Consider the following 19,420-nt stretch of genomic DNA (forward strand, 5'->3'; position numbering starts at 1 on the left):
GGGAAACCATGAAGGCGACCATCGTCGGCGGCGGGGTCATCGGTGTGTCGTGGGCCGGACTGATGGCCTCGCGCGGCCTGGACGTGACGGTCAGCGACCCGGCGCCGGGCATCGAGGACACCGTGCGCGCCGGGCTGGCGGAGCTGGAGCCGGCGTTGCGGGAGCTCGGCTTGCCCGCTCGTGACTTGGCGGTGAGCTTCGAGCCGGACCTCGCGACGGCCGTCGCCGAGGCGGACGTGGTGCAGGAGAACGGCCCCGAACGGCTCGACCTGAAGCACCGGATCTTCGGCACCATCGAGGCCCACGCTCCAGCGCACGCGTTGCTGCTCACGTCCACGTCGGGCATTCCCGCCACCGACATCGCCACGGCTATGAAGCAGCCGGAACGGCTTGTGGTGGGGCACCCGTTCAACCCGCCGCACCTGATTCCGCTGGTCGAGGTCGTGGCGGGGGAGAAGACCTCGGCGGAGAACGTGGCGCGTGCCGTCGCGTTCTACGAAAGCCTGGGCAAGAAGCCGATCGTGCTGGCGAAGGAGGTGCCAGGGTTCGTCGCGAACCGGCTGCAGGCCGCGATCTTCCGCGAGTGCGTGCACCTCGTCGCCGAGGGTGTGGTGACCGAGCAGCAACTCGACGAAGTGGTCACCTCCTCGCTCGGGCAGCGGTGGGCGGTGAGCGGGCCGTTCCTGAGCTTCCACCTCGGCGGCGGGGCCGGCGGGCTGCCGCACTTCCTCGAACACCTGGGTCCGGGCCTGCGGAAACGCTGGGGCCAGCTGGGTACGCCGGACCTCGACGAACCGACCGTCGCGCTGCTGAGCGCGCAGTCGGAGGACTTCGGCGGCACGATCGACGAGCTGGCTCACGCTCGGGACGAGAAGCAGATCGCCGTGATGAGGGCGCTGGGGACCACGCCGGGACAGGAGCAGCGATGACCGTCACCGACCGGATCCGCGAAGCGCTCGCCAACCCCATTCGCTCCGAAGCGGACGACCGGTTCGACATCCACGCCGCGCTGGCCGAAGTGCTCGCCGACGCCGGACTGTCCGAAAAGGACTGTGGGGGCAGTGTCGAGTTCCTCGGCGCGGACCCGATCGTGCCGAGCGCGGTGCGGCTGGGCGCGGCGCCGGCGATCGGGCTCGTCGCCAAGTCCGTGGCGCTGGCCGCGTTGTGGCGCCACCGCGGTGGGCCGGGGCAGGACATCAGCATGGACGTGCGCACGGCGCCGCACCGGCTGTGCCCGTTCTACGACAAGAAGTGGGAGTTGATCAACGGCCTGCCGCCCGCCAACACGGCCGACCCGGGCAGCCCGTTCACGCTCAAGTTCTACCGGGCCGGCGACGGCCGCTGGGTGATGCCGCTCAACATCTACCCCAAGCTGAAGTCCGCCGCGCTCAAGCTTCTTCGCACCTACGACGACGAGACCGCCGTGGCCAACGCCGTCGCCCGCTGGAGCGCGCTCGACCTGGAGGAGGCCGGCGCCGACGCGGGGCTTGTGATGCCGATGGTGCGCAGCACGGAAGAGTTCCTCGAGACACGCCAATACCGCGACGTGCTGGCCGGTCTGCCGCTCATCGAGATCGAGAAGATCGGCGATTCCGATCCGGAGCCGCTGCCCGAAGGTGCTCGCCAGCCGCTCGACGGCGTTCGCGCGCTCGGGATGGGACACGTGATCGCCGGCGCCGCCATCGGGCGCGCGCTGGCGCAGCACGGAGCCGACGCGCTGAACCTCTGGCGCCCGACCGAGTGGGAAAACCCGGTGACGTACTCGACGGCGAACGTCGGCGTCCGATCGGCCACAGTGGACTACCTGCGCGACAAGACCGCGCTGGCGAAGGTCCACGAGCTCATGCGGGGCGCGGATGTGTTCTACGCCAACCGCCGGCCGGGTCTCGTCGCCGGGCTCGGGCTGTCCGCCCAGCGTGCCGCGCAGCTGCGACCCGGGATCATCCACACCACCGTGTCGCTGCACGGCGAACGTGGACCGTGGGCGCAGCGCGTGGGCTTCGACCAGACGGCGGGGTGCGTCGCCGGGATGATGACGCTGGAGGGCTCGCCGGACCAGCCCGTGCTGCCGCACATCGGCGTGGTCAACGACTACCTCGTGCCGTGGCTCGCCACGACCGGGATCTGCGCGGCGTTGATGCGCCGGGCGACCGAAGGCGGCAGCTACCGCGTGCACATCTCGCTGACGCGCATCGCGTGGTGGATCATCAGCCTGGGTGTGTTCGACAAGGAGTACGCGCGCACGGTCGCGGGCACCGGTGAACAGCACGCGTACATCGACCCGGAGACGTTCACGGCCGAGACGCCGCTGGGGCTTTACCAGGGCGTGACCGACCAGGTGCGCATGTCGGAGACGCCGGGTGAGTTCTCGACGATCCTCGTGCCGCGCGGGTCCGGACGCGCCGAGTGGCTGCCGCGGTTAGGGTCGTGATCATGATCCCGGACGTGGTTTCCCGCCTGCGCAAGTCTTTCGCCGCCGGTCGCACCAAGCCGCTGTCGTGGCGGCGCGAGCAGCTCGGCGCGCTGAAGCGCATGCTGCTGGAGCAGGAGGACGATTTCCTCGCCGCCCTGCACACCGACCTCGCGAAGAACGCCACCGAGGCACGCCGCACCGAGCTGATGTTCATCGTCAACGAGGTCGACGACACGCTGGAGCACCTCGACGAGTGGCTCGCGCCAGAGCCCGCGGGCTTGCCGGAACGCTTGCTGCCCGCCGAGGGCCGCGTGGTGCGCGAGCCGCTGGGTGTCGCGCTGATCATCGGGCCGTGGAACTACCCGCTGCACCTCGCGCTGGCACCGTTGGTAGGGGTGCTGGCCGCGGGCAACGCCGCCGTCGTGAAGCCGAGCGAGCTTTCGCCGACGGTGTCGGCCGCCATCGCGCGCCACGTGCCGGCGTACCTCGACCCCGAGGCGGTGGCCGTGGTGGAGGGCGCCATTCCGGAGACGACGGAGCTGCTGGAGCAGCACTTTGACCACATCTTCTACACGGGCAACGGTGTCGTCGGGCGGATCGTGATGACGGCCGCGGCGAAGCACCTCACGCCCGTGGCGCTGGAGCTGGGCGGGAAGAGCCCGGTGATCGTGGACACGGACGTCGATCTTCAGGTGGTCGCGCAGCGGATCGTGGACACGAAGTTCATGAACGCCGGCCAGACGTGCGTCGCGCCCGACTACGTGCTCGCCATCGGCGACACCGCGGCCCGCCTCGAACCGCTGCTGACCGAGGCGCTGCAGGCGAAGTTCGGCGACGACCCGGCTTCGAGCCCCGACTACGGGCGCATCGTGAACACCCGGCACTTCGATCGCCTGTCTCACCTTCTGGCCAGTGGCCGCGTGGTCACCGGCGGCCAGACCGACCGCGACGCCAAGTTCATCGCGCCGACCGTGCTCGCCGAGGTCGCGCCGGACGCGCCCGTGATGGGCGAGGAGATCTTCGGGCCGATCCTGCCGGTGCTGCCCGTCTCGTCGTTGGACGACGCCATCTCCTTCATCACGGGCCGCGACAAACCGTTGGCGCTGTACGCGTTCACAGGGTCCGAAGAGGTCAAACAGCGCATCCTCACCGAAACCTCCTCGGGCGCGGTGACGTTCGGCATGCCGGTGCTGCACCTCGTCGCGCCCGAACTCCCGTTCGGCGGCGTCGGCGAGAGCGGCATGGGGCGCTACCACGGGAAGTACTCCATCGACACGTTCAGCAACGTCAAGGCGGTGCTCGACAAGCCACTGTCCTGAGCGCTCGGTGGAATCCCCTGGGTGCGGCTCCGATCCTGGATCATGAGTCACCCAGGGGGTCAGCAACCGCAGGGTCATCCGCAAGGTCAGCCGGGGTATCCGGCGGGGTATCCGCAGCAGCCGGGGTATCCCGCGCCGGGTCAGCCGGGTTTTGCCGAGCAGGGGCAGCCGCAGCCGGGGTTTCCCGAGGGCGGCCAGGCGCAGCAAGGTTTCGGCCAGGCCGGTCAGCCGCAGCCGGGTTACCCGCAGCAGCAGGCCCAACCGGGATACCCGCAGCCGGCGGGACAACCGGGTTACGCGCAGCCGCAAGGGCAGCCGGGTCAGCCCGGATATCCGCAACAGCAAGGGCAACCGGCTCCGTCGGGCTATCCGCAACAGGGTCAGCCGGGCCAGGCCGGGTACCCGCAACAGGCCGGTGAGACCGGGTACCCGCAGCCCGGTTACCAGCAACCCCTCCCGCAGTACGGACAGCCGCAGCAGTGGGGCGCCCCGCAGCAGCAGTTCTCCCAGCCGCCGCAGGGCTTCCCGTCGCAGCCGGGCCCAGCAGGTGGCCCGCTGACCCTGCCCGGCCTCGGCGCGATCCCGGCGGTGCTCGGTGTGGTGCTGGAGCTGGTGGCCCTTTTCGGCGTTTCGTGGATCACCTTCACCAACGGCACCCAGTCGGTGACGATGTCCTTCCTCGACCTCGTCAAGGCGGCCGGCGACAACGCGGCCGCCTCCGGCTTCGCGGCGACCTACGTGCAGTTCCTCGCCTTCATCATCACCGCCGCGACGGCCGGTTCGGTGCTGCCCTGGACTCTCGGCGCCCTCCGGGCCAAGCGCTCGGCGTTCCTGCTGTCGGGCATCCGCAGCCGCGAACTCACCCGCTCCGGCTTCTGGTGGTACCGCACGGTCTTCAGCGGCCGCGCGGCCGTCATGCTGATCCTCCACGCCGTCGGCATCGCGACCCTCTACTGGGGCAACTTCCCCTCCCTGGGCCTCGGCCCGATCCTCCTCCTGGTCGGCGCCGCCCTGGTCATCGCCGGCGCGGCCATGGGCCCGCGCCAGGCCGCGGCCATGCCCTGACCCTCCACAAGGGATCCTCGCGCAGACCAGCGCAACGGCGAATGCGCCCGGGTGATCACCGCCCCGGGCGCACTCGGCTTTGCGGGCCCTGCTTCGCGTGGCCGGAGGGCCCAACCGAGTGGCCCAACCCGCAGGATCCGCGCGGTGACCGGCCGCTTCGGGTGAGCGACCAGGCAACCACCGCGGCGCACTCACGAACCGAATTGATTCGCCGCCGCCGACGCCGTGGCGGGCGCGATCGGCGTCGTGGTGCCGGTCGCCAGCTGGCTGGTGGCCGGCGCCGTGCGCGCCGCCGCGGCAGAGACCGCGCGCTCGGTCTCCCGAGAGCGCGACGCCAGCCGTCGGCCGGTGCCGCTCAGCACGGCAAGCCGAGCCGTCAGGCCGGCGCCAGCACCAACGTCGTGTGCTGCCCGCTCAGCCCCTCGTTCATCACGAGCGCGCACGCCACCACGGTGCCCAGCCAGACAGCCGACACGGCGAGGTCCGATCGGGGGACCACCGGGTAGAGCACGGGGGTGAACGTGTTCCCGCCGTTGCCGCCCGTGGACGCGTGGACGTGGTTCATGTACCGGATCCCGGTGGTGCGGTCGAACAGCATCGGGTGCCGGAAGGCCTCGCTCATGTCGAACCCGCGGCGCTTCTTCTCCGGGCGGGTGTCGGCGAACTCGGTCACCTCGACGACGTGGCCCACCGGGATCGGCGCGGGGTAGTTCACCGCGATCGTGCGATTCACACCGGCACCCTAGCAACCACCGGCCGTTCCGCTGACGGAAAAAATGACACTCCATAGTGGACGCATCCTACGTCTGATTCCACCGATTAGTCCGGAAATCGAGTTGCGCACGTCACTGCGCCACGGCGAGTTCGGCCGAAGTTCAGCCGCTGCTCATCAACTCCTGGGCGAATGGCTCACCGCGGCAGACGAGTGTTCCCCGTGGCTCCCACCCCGAAAGGACCTCGATGACCGAGAACACCGACCAGGGCAACGGTTTCACGCGCCGACGCCTCCTGGGTTCCGCGGCCGCCGCGGGCGGTCTCGCCGCCGCCGCGATGGCGCTGCCGGCGAACGTCCGCAAGGCGATCGCTTCGCCCGCGCCGAAGAACGGCCGGATCTCCGACCTCAAGCACGTCGTCATGCTGATGCAGGAGAACCGCAGCTTCGACCACTACTACGGCACGCTGTCCGGCGTCCGCGGCTTCGGCGACCCTCACGCCGCCCGCCAGTCGGACGGCAGTTCGGTCTTCTACCAGAAGGACGCGAAGAACCCCAAGGGTTACCTGCTGCCCTACCACCTGGACACGAAGTCGACCGCCGCGCAGGCGATCCCGTCGACGAGCCACGAGTGGGCCGTGCAGCACGCGGCCTGGAACGGCGGCAAGAACGACCAGTGGCTGCCTGCTCACCGCGCCGCCGACGGCGAGACCAACGGTCAGTACACCATGGGTTACTTCACCCGTGAGGACATCCCGTTCCAGTACGCGCTGGCCGACGCGTTCACGATCCTCGACTCCTACCACTGCTCGGTGCTCGGCCCCACAGGCCCGAACCGCCACATGTGGATGGCGGGCACGATCGACGCCGCGGGCGACTTCGGTGGCCCGTCGCTGACCACGAGCGCGCCCAACGGCCAGTACTCGTTCAAGACCTACCCCGAGCGCCTCACCGAGGCCGGCGTGAGCTGGAAGATCTACCACTCGCCGGGCGGGACGACCGGGCTCGCCTCGCTCGCCCACATCGCCCAGTACTTCAACGCGAAGCCGGGCGACGACCTGTTCGAGAAGGGCATGAACCCGCAGCCGCTCGGCCAGTTCGAGTACGACGCGGCCCACGACCAGCTGCCCACCGTGAGCTGGATCCTGCCGCCCTCGGGCTTCGACGAGCACCCGGCCGGCCTGCCCGCGGCGGGCGCGACCTTCGTCGCCGGCAAGATCGACGCCATCGCAGCCAACCCCGACGTGTGGGCCAAGACGGCGTTCATCCTGTCCTACGACGAGAACGACGGCCTGTTCGACCACGTCGTGCCGCCCACCCCGAAGCCCGGCACCCCGGGTGAGTTCGTGTTCAAGAAGTCGGTGACCGGCGTCGACGGCGCCGGCCTGCCCACCGGCCTCGGCTTCCGCGTGCCGTGCATCATCGTGTCGCCGTGGACCGTGGGTGGCTGGGTGTGTTCGGAGCTGTCCGACCACACGTCGCAGCTGCGGCTGCTGGAACACGTGACCGGCGTGCGCGAAACCAACATCACCGACTGGCGCCGCCACACCGTGGGCGACCTCACCTCGGCGTTCCGCTTCCACGACGCCACCAAGCACGCGCCGACGCTGCCCGACACCACGGGCCAGTACAACCTCGCGCAGTACGAGGTCAGCCAGTTCACGCTGCCGCCCATCCCGACCACGCAGCAGAGCTTCCCCCACCAGGAGCCCGGCCACCGGCCGAAGACCTCCTGACCTCGGCATTCGTCACCCGTCCGTCCATTCACGACGGACGGGTGACGGCACCGGCGAGCGGGGTTTCAGCGGCGCGTCGACCGCGCGGCTGATAAGGTCGTGGTGCTTGTGAACGCGAGGGACCAGGGAGTTGACCACCACCATGGTGGCTGAGGACGACATCTCCGGGTGAATCCGGCGACGACAGCGGTGCGCTCGGTGCTTTTACCACCGCAGCGACACCGCATCTTGTCGTTTCCTGAAACCCTGCCCTGTCGTTCTCCGGGCGGCTCACGCACGCCCGCTCCACCCTGAGAGTCCTGCCATGTCCAAGACCTCCGTCGTCTGTTCCGGCCTGTCCTTTTCCTGGACCGACGGCACCCCCGTCTTCGAAGACCTGTCTTTCACGCTCGGGCCGGGTCGCACCGGCCTCGTCGCGCCCAACGGCGCCGGCAAGAGCACCCTGCTCAAGCTCATTGCCGGCGAGCTCCACCCGCTCGCCGGGTCGGTGACCACCGACGGCGTGCTCGGCTACCTGCCGCAGACGCTGCCGCTCGCCGGAGAACCGACCGTGGCCGAGGTCCTGGAGATCGCGCCGATCGTGCGCGCGCTCGCGGCCATCGAAGGTGGTGACGCGAGCGAAGAGCACTTCGCGAAAGTCGGCAGCGACTGGGACATCGAAGAACGCGCCCGCGCGGAGCTCGACCGGCTCGGGCTCGGCGACATCGCGCTCGACCGCCGCCTCGACACCCTCAGCGGTGGCCAGATCGTGTCGCTCGGCCTGGCCGCGCAGCTGCTCAAACAGCCCGACGTGCTGCTGCTCGACGAGCCCACCAACAACCTGGATCGCGACTCCCGCCGCCGGCTGCATACCGTGCTCGGTGACTGGAAGGGCACGCTGCTGCTGGTCAGCCACGACCGTGACCTGCTCGACCGCATGGACCGGGTCGCGGAGCTGGACCACGGTTCGCTGCGGCTGTTCGGCGGCAGCTTCACCGAGTACGAGGCCGCGAAGAAGGCCGCGCGCGAGGTCGCGGAGAAGAACGTGCGCTCGGCCGAGCAGGAGGTCAAGCGCGAGAAACGCGAGCTGCAGCAGGCCCGCGAACGCGCGGCTCGGCGGGCGTCCACCGGCGCCCGTACCGGCTCCGACATCCCGCGTATCGCGCTCGGCAACATCAAGCGCCGCGCGGAGTCGTCGGCTGGCAAGGCCAACGACATGCACTCGCAGCGGCTCGGCGTCGCCAAGGCCAGGCTCGACGAGGCCGACCGCGCCGCGCGCGAGGACGACACGATCGTGCTGGAGCTGCCCGACACCGCCGTGCCCGCCGGGCGCACGGTGTTTCACGGCGAGCGCCTGCGCGTGCGGGAGCTGTTCGCCGGCGAAGGCGCGACGGTGGCGATCCGCGGGCCGGAGCGGATCGCGTTGATCGGCGCCAACGGAGTCGGCAAGTCGACATTGATGCGGCTCGTCGCCGGCCTGCTCGAACCCGACAGTGGGCTGCTGACCAGGGCCGACGGCCGCGTCGCGTATCTCTCGCAGCGCCTCGACCTGCTCGACGACGACCGCACCGTGGCGGAGAACCTGCGCGCGGCCGCGCCGCAGCTGCCCGAGGCCGATCTGATGAACCTGCTCGCGCGCTTCCTGTTCCGCGGGCCGCGGGCGCACCTGCCGGTCCGGGTGCTCTCGGGTGGCGAACGGCTGCGGGCGACGCTGGTGTGCGTGCTGTGCGCGGAGCCGGCGCCGCAGCTGCTCCTGCTCGACGAGCCCACGAACAACCTCGACCTCGCGAGCGTGGAGCAGCTCACGGGCGCGCTCAACGCGTACCAGGGCGCGTTCGTGGTCGTGAGCCACGACGACCGCTTCCTCGCCGAACTGGGCATCGGCCGCTGGCTCACGCTGGCCGAGGGCAAGCTGACCGAAACGGGGCCGCCGTCGGATTCCTGACAAATGTCATGGGCGGTTGATGCGCCGGCTCACTGCTGCGAGCCGGCGCACTCGCCCAGCATGGGTGGAGAACAAGGGGCGACCTCCACTCAGTCCGGAAAGGACAATCATGAACGCCAGATCCGCCGCCGTGTCCCACGAAAACCTCAACCACCCGCGCAGCCTCTCGGCCTTCCGCACCACGAGACTGCTCGTCATCGCCTACCTCACGCTCAGCGTGCTCACGGTCATCGCCGTGGTGCTGCTGCGCAACAACGCCACGATGGTCACCGACGCGGTTTGGGTGCGGACGGTGATCGTCGTGGCCAGCGCCCTGCTCACGCTGTCCTTCACCCTCCGGACGAGCAAGGGCTCGCGCCGCGCCTACCTGCGGCTGCGGTTGGTCACCGCGATCATGCTGGTGGCCCTGGTCGTCATTGCGGCGCTGCCCGGCGCGTTCCCGGTGTGGCTGCGAGCCGAACAAGGCGTGTGCGCGCTGCTCCTGCTGGGCGTGGTGCTGATCGTCAACGGGCGGCACGTCCGCTCGTTGTTCGCACGGGCCTGACCACGGCCCCGGTAGCGTGCCGCACGTGGACGACAACGCCGATCGCTGGGTGCTCGGGCGGCGCCGGTTCGTGCTCGACGCCGGCATGCTCGTGTACCCGGCGGTGACCGTGGCCGGCCTGGTGCCGCGCGGCGGCACCACCGCGGTGGTGGGCTGCGTGCTCGTGGGCTTGTTCAGCTGCTGCTACGTGGTGGCCACGATCGCCGCGGACCGCGTGGCCCCGCGGGTGTTCTGGTGGTCACTGGGCGCGCAGGCGGTGCTGTTCCTCGCCGTGTTGCCCTTCGCGCAGGCCGACGCGTTCTTCCTGGCCGCGGTCGTCGTGGCGTTTCTGATGCGGCAGTTGCGCGGCAGAGCGGCGGTGGCGGTGCTCCTGGGGGCCGGGCTGGCGGCGATCGTCGTGCCGCCGGCTGTGCGGCCGTGGCACTCCGGGCCGGCGTGGGCGCAGGCCATCGCGCTCGTGTTCACCGCGTTGATGGTCTACGCCTTCTCCGAGGCGGTCCGTACCAACCGCGCGCTGGTCGAGGCTCGCGCGGAGGTCGAGCGGCTCGCGGCCGAAGCCGAGCGCACCCGCATCGCCCGCGACCTGCACGACCTGCTCGGCCACTCGCTCACCGCGATCACGGTGAAGAGCAATCTCGCCCGCCGGCTCGGGGAGACGGACGCGGAACGCGCGTTCGAGGAGATCGGCGAGGTCGAACGCCTCTCCCGGCAGGCACTCGCCGACGTGCGCGCGGCCGTCTCGGGCAGCCGCGACGTGACGCTGGCCGGGGAGCTGGCGCGCGGCCGGGAGCTGCTGCGCGCCTCCGGGGTCACGGCCGACCTGCCCACCGCGACGGACGTGGTCGACGGCGCCCACCAGGAGCTGTTCGGCTGGGTCGTGCGGGAGGGGCTGACCAACGTCGCGCGCCATGCTCGTGCGACGAGCTGCACCGTCCGGCTTTCGGCTTCGGAGGTGGAAGTGCGCGACGACGGGGTGGGCGCGGTGGTTACTCCGGGCAACGGTCTGGACGGGTTGCGCTCGCGCGTCGCCGAGGCCGGTGGCCGGATGGAGGCGGGGCCGGTGCAGCCGCGGGGGTGGCGGCTGTGCGTGTCGATGGGGGCTCGGGCATGACCATCCGACTGCTGCTGGCCGACGACCAAGCCCTGGTGCGCCAGGCGTTGTGCGCCCTGCTGGAGCTGGAAGACGACTTCGCGGTCGTCGCGTCGGTCGGCCGCGGTGACCAAGTGGTGGACGCGGCGCTGGCGGAGCAGCCGGACGTCGCGTTGCTGGACATCGAGATGCCGGGTCTCGACGGTCTGGCCGCGGCGGCCGTGCTCGCCAAGAAAGCGCCGGGCTGTCGCGTGGTCATGCTGACCACGTTCGGGCGTGCGGGCTATCTGCGGCGCGCGATGGAGGCGGGTGCCGTCGGGTTCGTGGTGAAGGACGCGCCGGCCGAGACGCTGGCCGCCGCGATCCGCCGCGTGGTCGCCGGTGAGCGCGTGGTGGATCCGGCGCTGGCCGTCGCGACGCTGGCGGCGGGGGAGTCGCCGCTCACCGCGCGCGAGCGCGACGTGCTGATCGCCGCCCGGTCGGGGGTCTCGGTCGCCGAGATCGCGGCGACGCTGTACCTGTCGGAGGGCACGGTGCGCAACTACCTGTCGGCGGCGATCGCCAAGACGGGCACGCGCAACCGGATGGAAGCACTGCGGGTCGCCGACGAGCGTGGCTGGCTGTGACAGCCTGTGCCGTCCCCCGCTGTGGGTACCCACGGCGTGGCGAGGTGTCGTCCGGAAAAGAGGGACAGCCTGGAACTCGTTCGGGAAAAATCCGACAAGAGAGGCAGGAACCCGATGACCGACAAGAAGATCATTGCCGTGGTGGGGGCGACCGGTTCGCAGGGCGGTGGTCTGGCCCGGGCGATCCTCGACGACCCGCAGGGACCGTTCAGCCTTCGCGCGCTGACCCGCGACGTCGAGTCCCCGGCGGCGAAGGAGCTGGCGGCGCGCGGCGCTGAGGTCGTGGCGGCCGATCTCGACGACGAGGCCGGCGTGCTGCGCGCGTTCGAAGGCGCGTATGGCGCGTACGTGGTCACGAACTTCTGGGTCCAGCGCACACCCGAGGAGGAGGCGGCGCGCACGCGGGCGCAGATGGAGCTCGACCAGGCGGAGATCGCCGCGCGCGCCGCGAAGCAGGCCGGCCTGAAGCACGTGGTCTGGTCGACGCTGGAGGACACGCGCCCGCACTTCGAGCACCAGGGCCTCGAGCTGCCGACGCTGCTCGAGAAGTACACGGTGCCCCACTTCGACGCCAAGGGTGAGGGCAACCGGTTCTTCACCGAGCAGGGCGTGCCCACGACGTTCCTGGAGACGACGTTCTACTACGAGTCGTTCCTGAAGGGGCAAGGCGTGCACCGCGGCGCCGACGGCAAGCTCGTGCTGACCAACCCGATGGGCGACTCCGTGATGGCGCTGGTCGCGTCGGAGGACATCGGCCGCACCGCCTACGGCATCTTCCTAGCCGGCCCGACGTACATCGGCCGCACCGTCGGCCTCGCCGGCGCGCACTACACGGGAGTCGAGCTGGCGGAGCTGTTCACGAAGGTGCTGGGCGAGGAGGTCGTCTACCGGCCCCAGACCCACGACGAGGTCCGCGCCGGTGGCTACCCGGGCGCCGTCGAAATCGGCAACATGTACCAGTTCTACGCCGACGCCGCCGACTCGTTCGTCGAGTCCCGCGACCTCGAGCGCGTGCGCCGCATCAACCCGCGGCTGAAGCCGCTGGAGGAGTGGCTGCGGGAGCACAAGTCGGAGCTGCTGACCGACTGATTCGAGTTCCGGACCACCGGGCGACGCCGTCGGGGGACGGCGCACGGTGGTCCGGGTTGCGTGCGGTGGCGGTGAGGCACCGCCGTGCGGGGGAACGCTCGTCGGCGGGGCCGGTCGCGCTGCGCCGCCGGCGAGCACTTCCGGTTGTGCCGGGCGACAAGTCAGTCCCAGGTGGCGGTTTCCGGGTCGACGCCGTGGGCCGCGGCGTTCGCGCTGATCACCTCGCGCAGCCACGGCGCCAGGTCCGGCGATAAACCGCTGTAGTAACTCGCGAAACCCTCGTCCTCCGCCAGCAGCCGGCCGAGGCAGACGTGGCGGGCGTGGGGGCAGTCGAAGTAGGTGGTCATGGCCGCGCGGTGGCGCTCGGCCAGCGCGTTGGCCTCGGGGGAGCCCGGCTTGACGCCGGTCTGGTGCGCGGTCGCCAGGTCGGCGTTCAGCTTTTCCACCCGGGCCGTGACTTCCCGCCAGTCCGCGGGGCTCAGCGCGGCGGCGCGCTCGGCGTACTGAGTCCACTGAGGACTGTCACCCCAGCGGGTTTCGGCTTCGCCGATCCATTCCGGGCGCCAGTCGGACCCGAAGATCTCCACCTGTTGTTCCGGCGTGAGCTGGATGCCGGTCTTCGCGGCGGCCAGCATGCGGTCGACGGCCGACACCATCGTCTCCAGGCGGGAAATCCGGTCGACGAGTTCGGTGCGCTGGCGCCGCAAGTGCTCGCGGGCGTCGACGGCCGGGTCGTCGAGGAGCCGGCCGATCTCGGCGAGCGGGAAGCCCAGCTCGCGGTACACGAGGACCCGGTGCACCCGGGCGATGTCGTCGCCCGAGTACACCCGGTACCCCGCAACCGTGCGTTCGCTCGGGCGCACGAGACCGATCGCGTCCCAGTGGTGCAGCGTCTTCACGCTGACCCCGACGAGCGCCGCCGCGCGGCCGACGGTGAGGCCTTCACTCATCAGGCCAGTGTGGCTCACCCGCGCGGAACGTCGATCCCGACGGCGCGCAGCTCGGCGGCCTGGGCGCTGTCGGGGTCGATCGGCCGGGCGGCGGTCAGTACGATCCGCACCCGTTCTGGCGTCTCCACCGTGAGCTCGACGGAGTTCCACGGCTTCACCTCCGGACCGCTCGTGCAGCCCGGCCGCAGCTGCTCGCACCGCGCGGCGACCTCGTCGATCTGGGAGAGAACGCACGAGAAGCTGATGGCCAACGCGGAGCCGGGCCCGACTTCACCCGGCACGAGCAGCACGTCCTGGAACGCCCACCGCCGCAGGTGGGTGATCCGGCCGGGGATGGAGAACAGGTCGATGAACCCGAGGCCGCGCAACCAGAAGTCCTTGGACTCCTCGAGGTCGGCCGTCGGGAGCAGCGGGAAAATGGGCATGCCGTAGATGCCGCGGTAGGGCTCCGGCGCGATCGCGTCGAGTGCCGGCATCGGGACGGGGCTGGTGTATTCGGTCACGCCTTCGATGCTCGACCCTCCTGCTACGTCAGGGTCAAGGGCGAAGCAACACCCGGATCGGGTCGCCGTCGTGCTCGCGCAGGCGCCGCACGCCCTCGGCGGCTTCCTCCAGCGGCAGGATCGCGCTCACGGAGCCCGACACGTCCAGCCGCCCGCGGGCGACGAGCTCCACCAGGTCGGACAGGTGCTTCATGCGGTAGCCGAGGTGCCCGACGACGGTGTGGCGCCGCCGCACGAAGTTCAGCTCGGCCCCCAATTCCAGCTGGTCGGGCGACATCCCGACGAGCACCAGCCGGCCGCGGTGGCCGAGCGCGCGGTCGGCCTGCTTGACGCTGGCACCCCGGCCGACGCAGTCGAACGCGACGTCGAGCCCGTGGCCACCGGTGATGTCCGCGAGCTTGTCCGGCGTGGCTTCGTCGAGCGGGTCGAGCGCGAAGTCGGCGCCGAGGCCGAGCGCGCGTTCGCGGGCCGCCGGCAGCGGGTCGAGCGCCACGATCGGCGACGCGCCGCAGATGCGCGCGAGCTGCACCAGGTGCGTGCCCAGCCCGCCGAGACCCCAGATCCCGACGGCCTCCGCGGGGCGCAGGCCGGCTGTGTCGAGGGCGCCGTACGGGGTCGAGACCGCGTCGGCCAGCACCGCGGCCTGCTCCAGCGGCACGTGCTCCGGCACACCGACCAGCGTCGTCGCGGGCGTGACCACGTACTCGGCCCAGGCGCCGTCGTAGTCGAAGGCCATGATCTCGAGCTTTTCGCACACGTCGATCCCGCCGCCCTGGCGGCATTCGCGGCACGTGCCGCACGGCCGGCCCGCGGCCACGACCACGCGGTCGCCCGGCGACCAGAAGCCGACCTCTTCGCCGACGGCGGCGACGGTTCCGGCCGTCTCGTGCCCGGGCGTGATCACCGGCAGTTTCGGGGTGAAGTGCCCGTCGAGCTGGGTCAGGTCCGAGTGGCAGATCCCGCACGCCGCGACCTTGACCACGACCTCACCGCGCCCCGGGGTCGGCACGGGCACCGTCTCCACGCTCAGCTTCTTCGACGCCGCGTCGAACCGCGCCGCTCGCATCGTGGCCGGCAGGCCGCTCATGGGAACTCCTCTTTCGGGTCGGCTTATGCGCCGACACTAACGATCAGCGGCCGCCAAGATCAACGACCGCTGACCGTCCGTACCGGCATCCGTGCACCGGACTGTCCTGAGTGGACTATTCGAGCGCGGCGGTGAGCTCCAGGTGGATGCCGTCTGGGTCGTCGACGGACAGGATCGCGATGCCGAACGCCGGCAGCTCGCGGATCGTGCCGTGCACGACGTCCGTGGCGTCGAGGCGCTCCTGTGCCTCCCGCAGCCGGGCCATCGAGCCGAGCTGGAAGCTCAGGTGGTCGAGGCCGACGCGTTCGGACTCGAACCGGTCGGCCTTCTCGGCCACCGGACGCAGGCCGAGGATCAGGTTCTCGTTGGCGAGTACGACTCCGCCGTAGAGCGCTTCGCGGTCGGCCCGGATGGCCGGGTCGTCCGGGCTGCCCGGCGATTCGGCCGCGACACCGAAGCCGAGCACCTCGGTGTAGAAGGCGCGCGAGCGGTCGAGGTCGGTCACGGTGAGCCGCAGGTGGTGGACGCCGCCCAGGGCGCTGAGGATCGGCATGGTGGCCGCCTTCCGGTTCGGCCCGCCACCCCTCGGCGACGGTGCCTGGTTCGCACGCTAGGTCCACTTTGGTCGCCTCGGAAGTGTCGGGTCCGACGAGTTCGGCACCGTTCCCGACCTGGACGTCGCGGTGTTCGTCGTCGACGGCGTGGCCGATTTCGGCCTCACCGCGGTGCTGGAAGTGCTCCGGACGGTCAACGGACTCGCCGCTGACCTGCCGGATCCGCCGCGTCCGTTCGGCATCCGCACGGTGTCCGCCGGTGGCGCCGTCCGCTCGGCGCACGGGTACACGATCCCCGCGGAACCCGTGAAAACCGTGTTGGCCGAAGGTCCCGACCTGCTGCTGGTGCCCGCCGTCGAAATCCCGCAGCCCGAAGCGCTCGGTGCGCGAGGTCAGCGGGGCGTCGGGTCGCACCGTGGTGCACGCCCTCAACGCCGCGCGCGAAGCCGGCGCCCGCGTGGCCGCGGCCTGCACGGCCGCGTTCTTCCTGGCCGAGGCCGGCGTGCTCGACGGCGTGCGCGCCACCACCAGCTGGTGGCTCGGCCTGGCGCTGCGCCGCCGCTACCCGCGCGTCGACGTCGACGAGACGCGCACGCTCTGCGTTGGCGAGGACGTGATCACCGCGGGGGCGGCGCTCGCGCACCTGGACCTGGCGTTGTCGCTGGTCGCGGCCTCCAGTCCGGCGCTGGCCGACCTCGTGAGCCGCTATCTGCTCATCGGCAACCGCACCACGCAACAGGACTTCGCGGCCACGGAGATCCTCGTGCGCGGCAACCCGCTGGTCGCCGCGTTCGAACGCCGCGTGCGGTCGCGGCTGGGGGAGTCGCTGCAGGTGGCGGCGCTGGCGGGCGAGCTGGGGGTGACCGAACGCAGCCTGCAACGCACCCTGCAGGCCGAGCTGGGAATGTCGCCGCGCGAGCTGATCACCGAGATCCGGCTGCAGCGCGCGATCCACCTGCCGCGCACGACCGGCTTGACCGTCGACGCCGTGGCCACCCGCGTCGGTTACCTCAACGGCGGCACCCTGCGGACGTTGATCCGTCGCCGGCGTGGCCTGGGCGTCGGCGAGGTGCGTGGCTCGGGCTCGCCGTGGCTCAGTGCTCCGCTGCCGGCGCCGTCGCCGGACTGACCGGCATCATCACGGCCGGCCCGAGGGCACTCCACCCCGGCACCGGCGCGACCTGCGGTTCGAGGGGCTGCCCGAGCCCTTCGCCCGAGTGGTTCCGCAGGTACCGCAGACCCCGGCGGGAGCGGCGATAGGTGCGCGCGGCGATCAGCCCGACGAGCCCGAACACGATCCCGCCCGCGACGTTGGTGTGCGACGCGGGTCCGGTCAACACGAGGTTGGGCAGCGCGGGGAAGAAGGACATCACCGCGATCGTCAGGCACGCGATGGCGACCACGAGCACGAACACCGGTGCCTTGAACCCGGGGCTGCCGCCGGCCATCGCGGTGGTGCCGGCCCGGACGTCGGCGACGGCCTCGCCGTGGCGCTGCACGGCCACCGCGCGGTCGGCGTTGTTCTCGCCGGCGAGCTTCGGGTCCTTCCGCGCCTTCTCGGCCCGGGCGACGACGAGGTCGAGCACCTGCTGCGGGTTCGCGTGCTCCAGGTGCAGCAGCCACTGCCGACCTTCGCCGGCCACCCGCAGCACCGACTGGTCGCCGACCTGGCCGAGCTGGGCGTAGGCGAGCTCGCTGTAGAGCAGGCCGGGGCCGTTGGCGCGAGCGTTGCCGAGCTTGCCGGTGCTGCCGTGCACGAGCCGGTCCCACTGGAGGAGCAGCCGGCCGTCGGTCAGGCGCACCACCACCTCCGTGCGGGCCCCGGCCAGGTCGAGCCCGAGCGGCCGGTTGAGCACGAGCTGCGCGAGGCGACCGCATCCGTACGCCACGACCACGGCGACCGGCGCCGCGACGAGCCCTCGCCAGCCCTCGCCGAAGCCGACTGCCATCTGGATCGCCCCGGAGGAGAGCAGCTCGAACCCGAGCAGCAGCCCGCACCACCCGAGCGCCACCGGCCACACCGTCGGGCGCCGGTGGTAGACGAGCACGAAGCCCAGCACCAGCAGCACGTACGGGCTCAAGCCCCGCAGCATCACCGGCGCGCCCAGCCCGGGTGTCGTGCTCCACCCGAACGCCGTGAACGGCCCCAGGAGCCCCACGAGCACCAGCACTCCCGCGGCGATTCGCCGCACCGCCATTCCCGGCCCCGAGGGCAGTGATTCCACCACCGCGTCACCTTGCCACGACAGAGTCTCCCCGCGGGGGTGATCTGTCGTATGCGAACTGTCTATTGTGGACATTTCTGGCGGGTGAATCCCGGATTACCTTGTCGTAGCGGTGCAACCACGAGGCGTCACCCGGAGAAAGGCGCGGTGTGATCTGGGAAGGATGTCGGAATAGGCGAGTCCCGTTCGTCGTAGGAGTGAGGTGGCTACCGACTGAGGGAGATGCTGTGACGAACAGGCTGGAAGCCGCACCCGGCGCAGGAGTGTCCGCTGGGGGCGGACAGCTCAAGCTGGTGTTGATCCTGGGTGTCCTCGTGGCACTCGGCCCGCTGTCCATCGACATGTACCTGCCCGCGCTGCCGACCATCGCGCAGGACCTGCTCACGTCCGAGTCCACCATCCAGCTGACGCTGACCGGCACCGTGCTCGGGCTGGCGCTCGGGCAGCTGCTGGTCGGGCCGCTGTCCGACGCGTTCGGCCGGCGGATCCCGCTCATCACCGGCAGTTTGATCCACGTCGGTGCCTCGCTGTTCTGCCTGGTGGCGCCGAACGTCGAGCTGCTCACGGGCGCGCGCATCCTGCAGGGCCTCGGCGCCTCCGCGGGCGCGGTGCTGGCGCTGGCTGTGGTGCGTGACCTCTACACCGACCGCAACGCCGCGAAGCTGCTGTCGCGCCTGATCCTCGTGATGGGTGTGTCGCCGGTGCTCGCGCCGACGCTCGGCAGCGCCCTGCTGAGCTGGACCGAGTGGCGTGGCGTGTTCGTGGTGCTCGCCGTGATCGGGCTCGCGAGCGCGATCGCCGCGGCGCTGGCCCTGCCGGAGACGCTGCCGAAGCAGCGCCGCCAGCCGTGGGAGCTCAAGGCGACGGTCCGCTCGTACCGCGGGCTGCTCACCGACCGCTCGTTCATCGGCCTGGTGATCGTGGCCGGCCTCGCGATGGCCGGGCTGTTCGCGTTCATCAGCGGTGGCTCGTTCGTGTTCCAGCAGGAGTTCGGTCTCAACCAGCAGCAGTTCGGCCTGCTCTTCGGCGCCAGCGCGATCTGGCTGATCGCCGCGACGCAGGTCAACGCGCGGCTGATGAACCGCTACGAGCCGGCCCAGGTGCTGCTCGTCGCGAGCGTGGCGGCCGTCGTGGCCTCGGCGGTCCTGCTGGTCACGGCGCTCACCGGCTTCGGCGGGATGTTCGGCGTCGCGGTGCCCGTGTGGGCGGTGCTGTTCTTCGCCGGCCTGATCCTGCCCAACGCGCCCGCGGTCGCCCTGAACTCCCACGGTGACAACGCCGGCACCGCGGCGTCGCTGCTGGGTGCCGTGCAGTTCGGCATCGGCGCGGCCGTGTCGCCGGTCGTGGGCCTGATCGGCAACAACGCCGCCGCCATGGGGATCGTGATGTTCAGCGGCATCCTGCTGGCGGGCGTCGTCCTGTGGGTTGTTGCCCGGCCGTGGGAGCTCACGGTCCCGGACGAGTCGGCCGGCGACGAGCGGGTGACCGAGCCGGAACCCGCGGCCCGGCCCGAGCCCGAGGCCGTCGCCTGCGCCGACGCGGTCTGACCGCCTCAGGAGCGCGGGCATTCTGCCCGCCCTGCC

18 protein-coding genes are annotated in these 19,420 nt (G+C 71.1%); 12 read left to right on the forward strand and 6 right to left on the reverse strand.

What is annotated here, in order from left to right:
* Positions 1 to 8: 8 nt before the first annotated feature.
* The 4 genes from AB0383_RS18805 to AB0383_RS18820 are packed head-to-tail and all read left to right on the forward strand — an operon-like array spanning position 9 to position 4,797.
* Positions 9 to 929 (forward strand): 3-hydroxyacyl-CoA dehydrogenase NAD-binding domain-containing protein, encoded by a 921-nt coding sequence (locus tag AB0383_RS18805; protein ID WP_366188005.1) that lies wholly within the window; start codon positions 9 to 11, stop codon positions 927 to 929.
* Positions 926 to 2,431: a CoA transferase gene (locus tag AB0383_RS18810; RefSeq protein ID WP_366188006.1), complete on the forward strand. Its 1,506-nt coding sequence runs from the start codon at positions 926 to 928 to the stop codon at positions 2,429 to 2,431. Before AB0383_RS18805 ends, AB0383_RS18810 begins: the two co-directional genes overlap by 4 nt.
* Before the next feature lie 2 nt (positions 2,432 to 2,433).
* On the forward strand, positions 2,434 to 3,732 hold the full coding sequence (locus tag AB0383_RS18815) for an aldehyde dehydrogenase family protein (RefSeq protein ID WP_366188007.1): 1,299 nt from the start codon (positions 2,434 to 2,436) through the stop codon (positions 3,730 to 3,732).
* Positions 3,733 to 3,774: 42 nt separating this feature from the next.
* On the forward strand, positions 3,775 to 4,797 hold the full coding sequence (locus tag AB0383_RS18820) for a hypothetical protein (protein WP_366188008.1): 1,023 nt from the start codon (positions 3,775 to 3,777) through the stop codon (positions 4,795 to 4,797).
* A 376-nt stretch (positions 4,798 to 5,173) separates the two neighbouring features.
* Here the strand turns inward: AB0383_RS18820 and AB0383_RS18825 are convergent, their stop codons facing one another.
* Positions 5,174 to 5,530, reverse strand: coding sequence for a hypothetical protein (locus AB0383_RS18825; RefSeq protein WP_366188009.1), 357 nt, complete (start codon positions 5,528 to 5,530; stop codon positions 5,174 to 5,176).
* Between the two features lie 227 nt (positions 5,531 to 5,757).
* On the opposite strand from AB0383_RS18825, the gene AB0383_RS18830 reads away from it, so the two are divergent.
* From AB0383_RS18830 to AB0383_RS18855, 6 genes are all read left to right on the forward strand, one after another.
* Entirely contained in the window at positions 5,758 to 7,245 is a 1,488-nt protein-coding gene (locus AB0383_RS18830; protein ID WP_364179979.1) for an alkaline phosphatase family protein, read from the forward strand.
* Positions 7,246 to 7,549: 304 nt separating this feature from the next.
* Entirely contained in the window at positions 7,550 to 9,169 is a 1,620-nt protein-coding gene (locus AB0383_RS18835) for an ABC-F family ATP-binding cassette domain-containing protein (RefSeq protein WP_366188010.1), read from the forward strand.
* A gap of 109 nt (positions 9,170 to 9,278) precedes the next feature.
* Entirely contained in the window at positions 9,279 to 9,713 is a 435-nt protein-coding gene (locus AB0383_RS18840) for a hypothetical protein (protein ID WP_366188011.1), read from the forward strand.
* A gap of 25 nt (positions 9,714 to 9,738) precedes the next feature.
* The gene (locus tag AB0383_RS18845; protein ID WP_366188012.1) at positions 9,739 to 10,824 is read left to right on the forward strand and encodes a sensor histidine kinase; all 1,086 of its coding nucleotides are present in this window, start codon (positions 9,739 to 9,741) and stop codon (positions 10,822 to 10,824) included.
* Positions 10,821 to 11,429, forward strand: a complete 609-nt coding sequence (locus AB0383_RS18850) for a response regulator transcription factor (RefSeq protein WP_366188013.1) — start codon at positions 10,821 to 10,823, stop codon at positions 11,427 to 11,429. Before AB0383_RS18845 ends, AB0383_RS18850 begins: the two co-directional genes overlap by 4 nt.
* Positions 11,430 to 11,543: 114 nt before the next feature.
* A complete protein-coding gene (locus AB0383_RS18855) occupies positions 11,544 to 12,518 on the forward strand; it encodes an NmrA/HSCARG family protein (protein ID WP_366188014.1) in 975 nt (324 codons plus the stop codon).
* Between the two features lie 161 nt (positions 12,519 to 12,679).
* On the opposite strand, the gene AB0383_RS18860 is transcribed toward AB0383_RS18855, so the two are convergent.
* The 4 genes from AB0383_RS18860 to AB0383_RS18875 all read right to left on the reverse strand — a co-directional run bounded on the left by AB0383_RS18860 (position 12,680) and on the right by AB0383_RS18875 (position 15,611).
* Positions 12,680 to 13,468 (reverse strand): MerR family transcriptional regulator, encoded by a 789-nt coding sequence (locus tag AB0383_RS18860; protein WP_366188015.1) that lies wholly within the window; start codon positions 13,466 to 13,468, stop codon positions 12,680 to 12,682.
* A gap of 14 nt (positions 13,469 to 13,482) precedes the next feature.
* Complete coding sequence (locus AB0383_RS18865; RefSeq protein WP_366188016.1) at positions 13,483 to 13,971, reverse strand: VOC family protein; 489 nt, start codon at positions 13,969 to 13,971, stop codon at positions 13,483 to 13,485.
* A gap of 34 nt (positions 13,972 to 14,005) precedes the next feature.
* The gene (locus AB0383_RS18870) at positions 14,006 to 15,058 is read right to left on the reverse strand and encodes a zinc-binding dehydrogenase (protein ID WP_364179965.1); all 1,053 of its coding nucleotides are present in this window, start codon (positions 15,056 to 15,058) and stop codon (positions 14,006 to 14,008) included.
* 115 nt (positions 15,059 to 15,173) lie between these two features.
* On the reverse strand, positions 15,174 to 15,611 hold the full coding sequence (locus AB0383_RS18875) for a VOC family protein (protein WP_364179963.1): 438 nt from the start codon (positions 15,609 to 15,611) through the stop codon (positions 15,174 to 15,176).
* A 383-nt stretch (positions 15,612 to 15,994) separates the two neighbouring features.
* Here AB0383_RS18875 and AB0383_RS18880 point away from each other — a divergent pair, with 383 nt between their 5' ends.
* Complete coding sequence (locus tag AB0383_RS18880; protein WP_366188017.1) at positions 15,995 to 16,741, forward strand: helix-turn-helix domain-containing protein; 747 nt, start codon at positions 15,995 to 15,997, stop codon at positions 16,739 to 16,741.
* Here AB0383_RS18880 and AB0383_RS18885 read toward each other — a convergent pair.
* Positions 16,707 to 17,840 carry a hypothetical protein gene (locus AB0383_RS18885; protein WP_366188018.1) on the reverse strand — a complete coding sequence of 378 codons (1,134 nt, stop codon included), beginning with the start codon at positions 17,838 to 17,840 and terminating at the stop codon, positions 16,707 to 16,709. The genes AB0383_RS18880 and AB0383_RS18885 overlap by 35 nt on opposite strands.
* A gap of 224 nt (positions 17,841 to 18,064) precedes the next feature.
* On the opposite strand from AB0383_RS18885, the gene AB0383_RS18890 reads away from it, so the two are divergent.
* The gene (locus tag AB0383_RS18890; protein WP_366188019.1) at positions 18,065 to 19,384 is read left to right on the forward strand and encodes a Bcr/CflA family multidrug efflux MFS transporter; all 1,320 of its coding nucleotides are present in this window, start codon (positions 18,065 to 18,067) and stop codon (positions 19,382 to 19,384) included.
* Positions 19,385 to 19,420: the final 36 nt, after the last annotated feature.

Origin of the sequence: Amycolatopsis sp. NPDC051373 (assembly GCF_040689465.1) — a bacterium.
In the GTDB taxonomy this organism is placed as follows: Bacteria; Actinomycetota; Actinomycetes; order Mycobacteriales; family Pseudonocardiaceae; genus Amycolatopsis.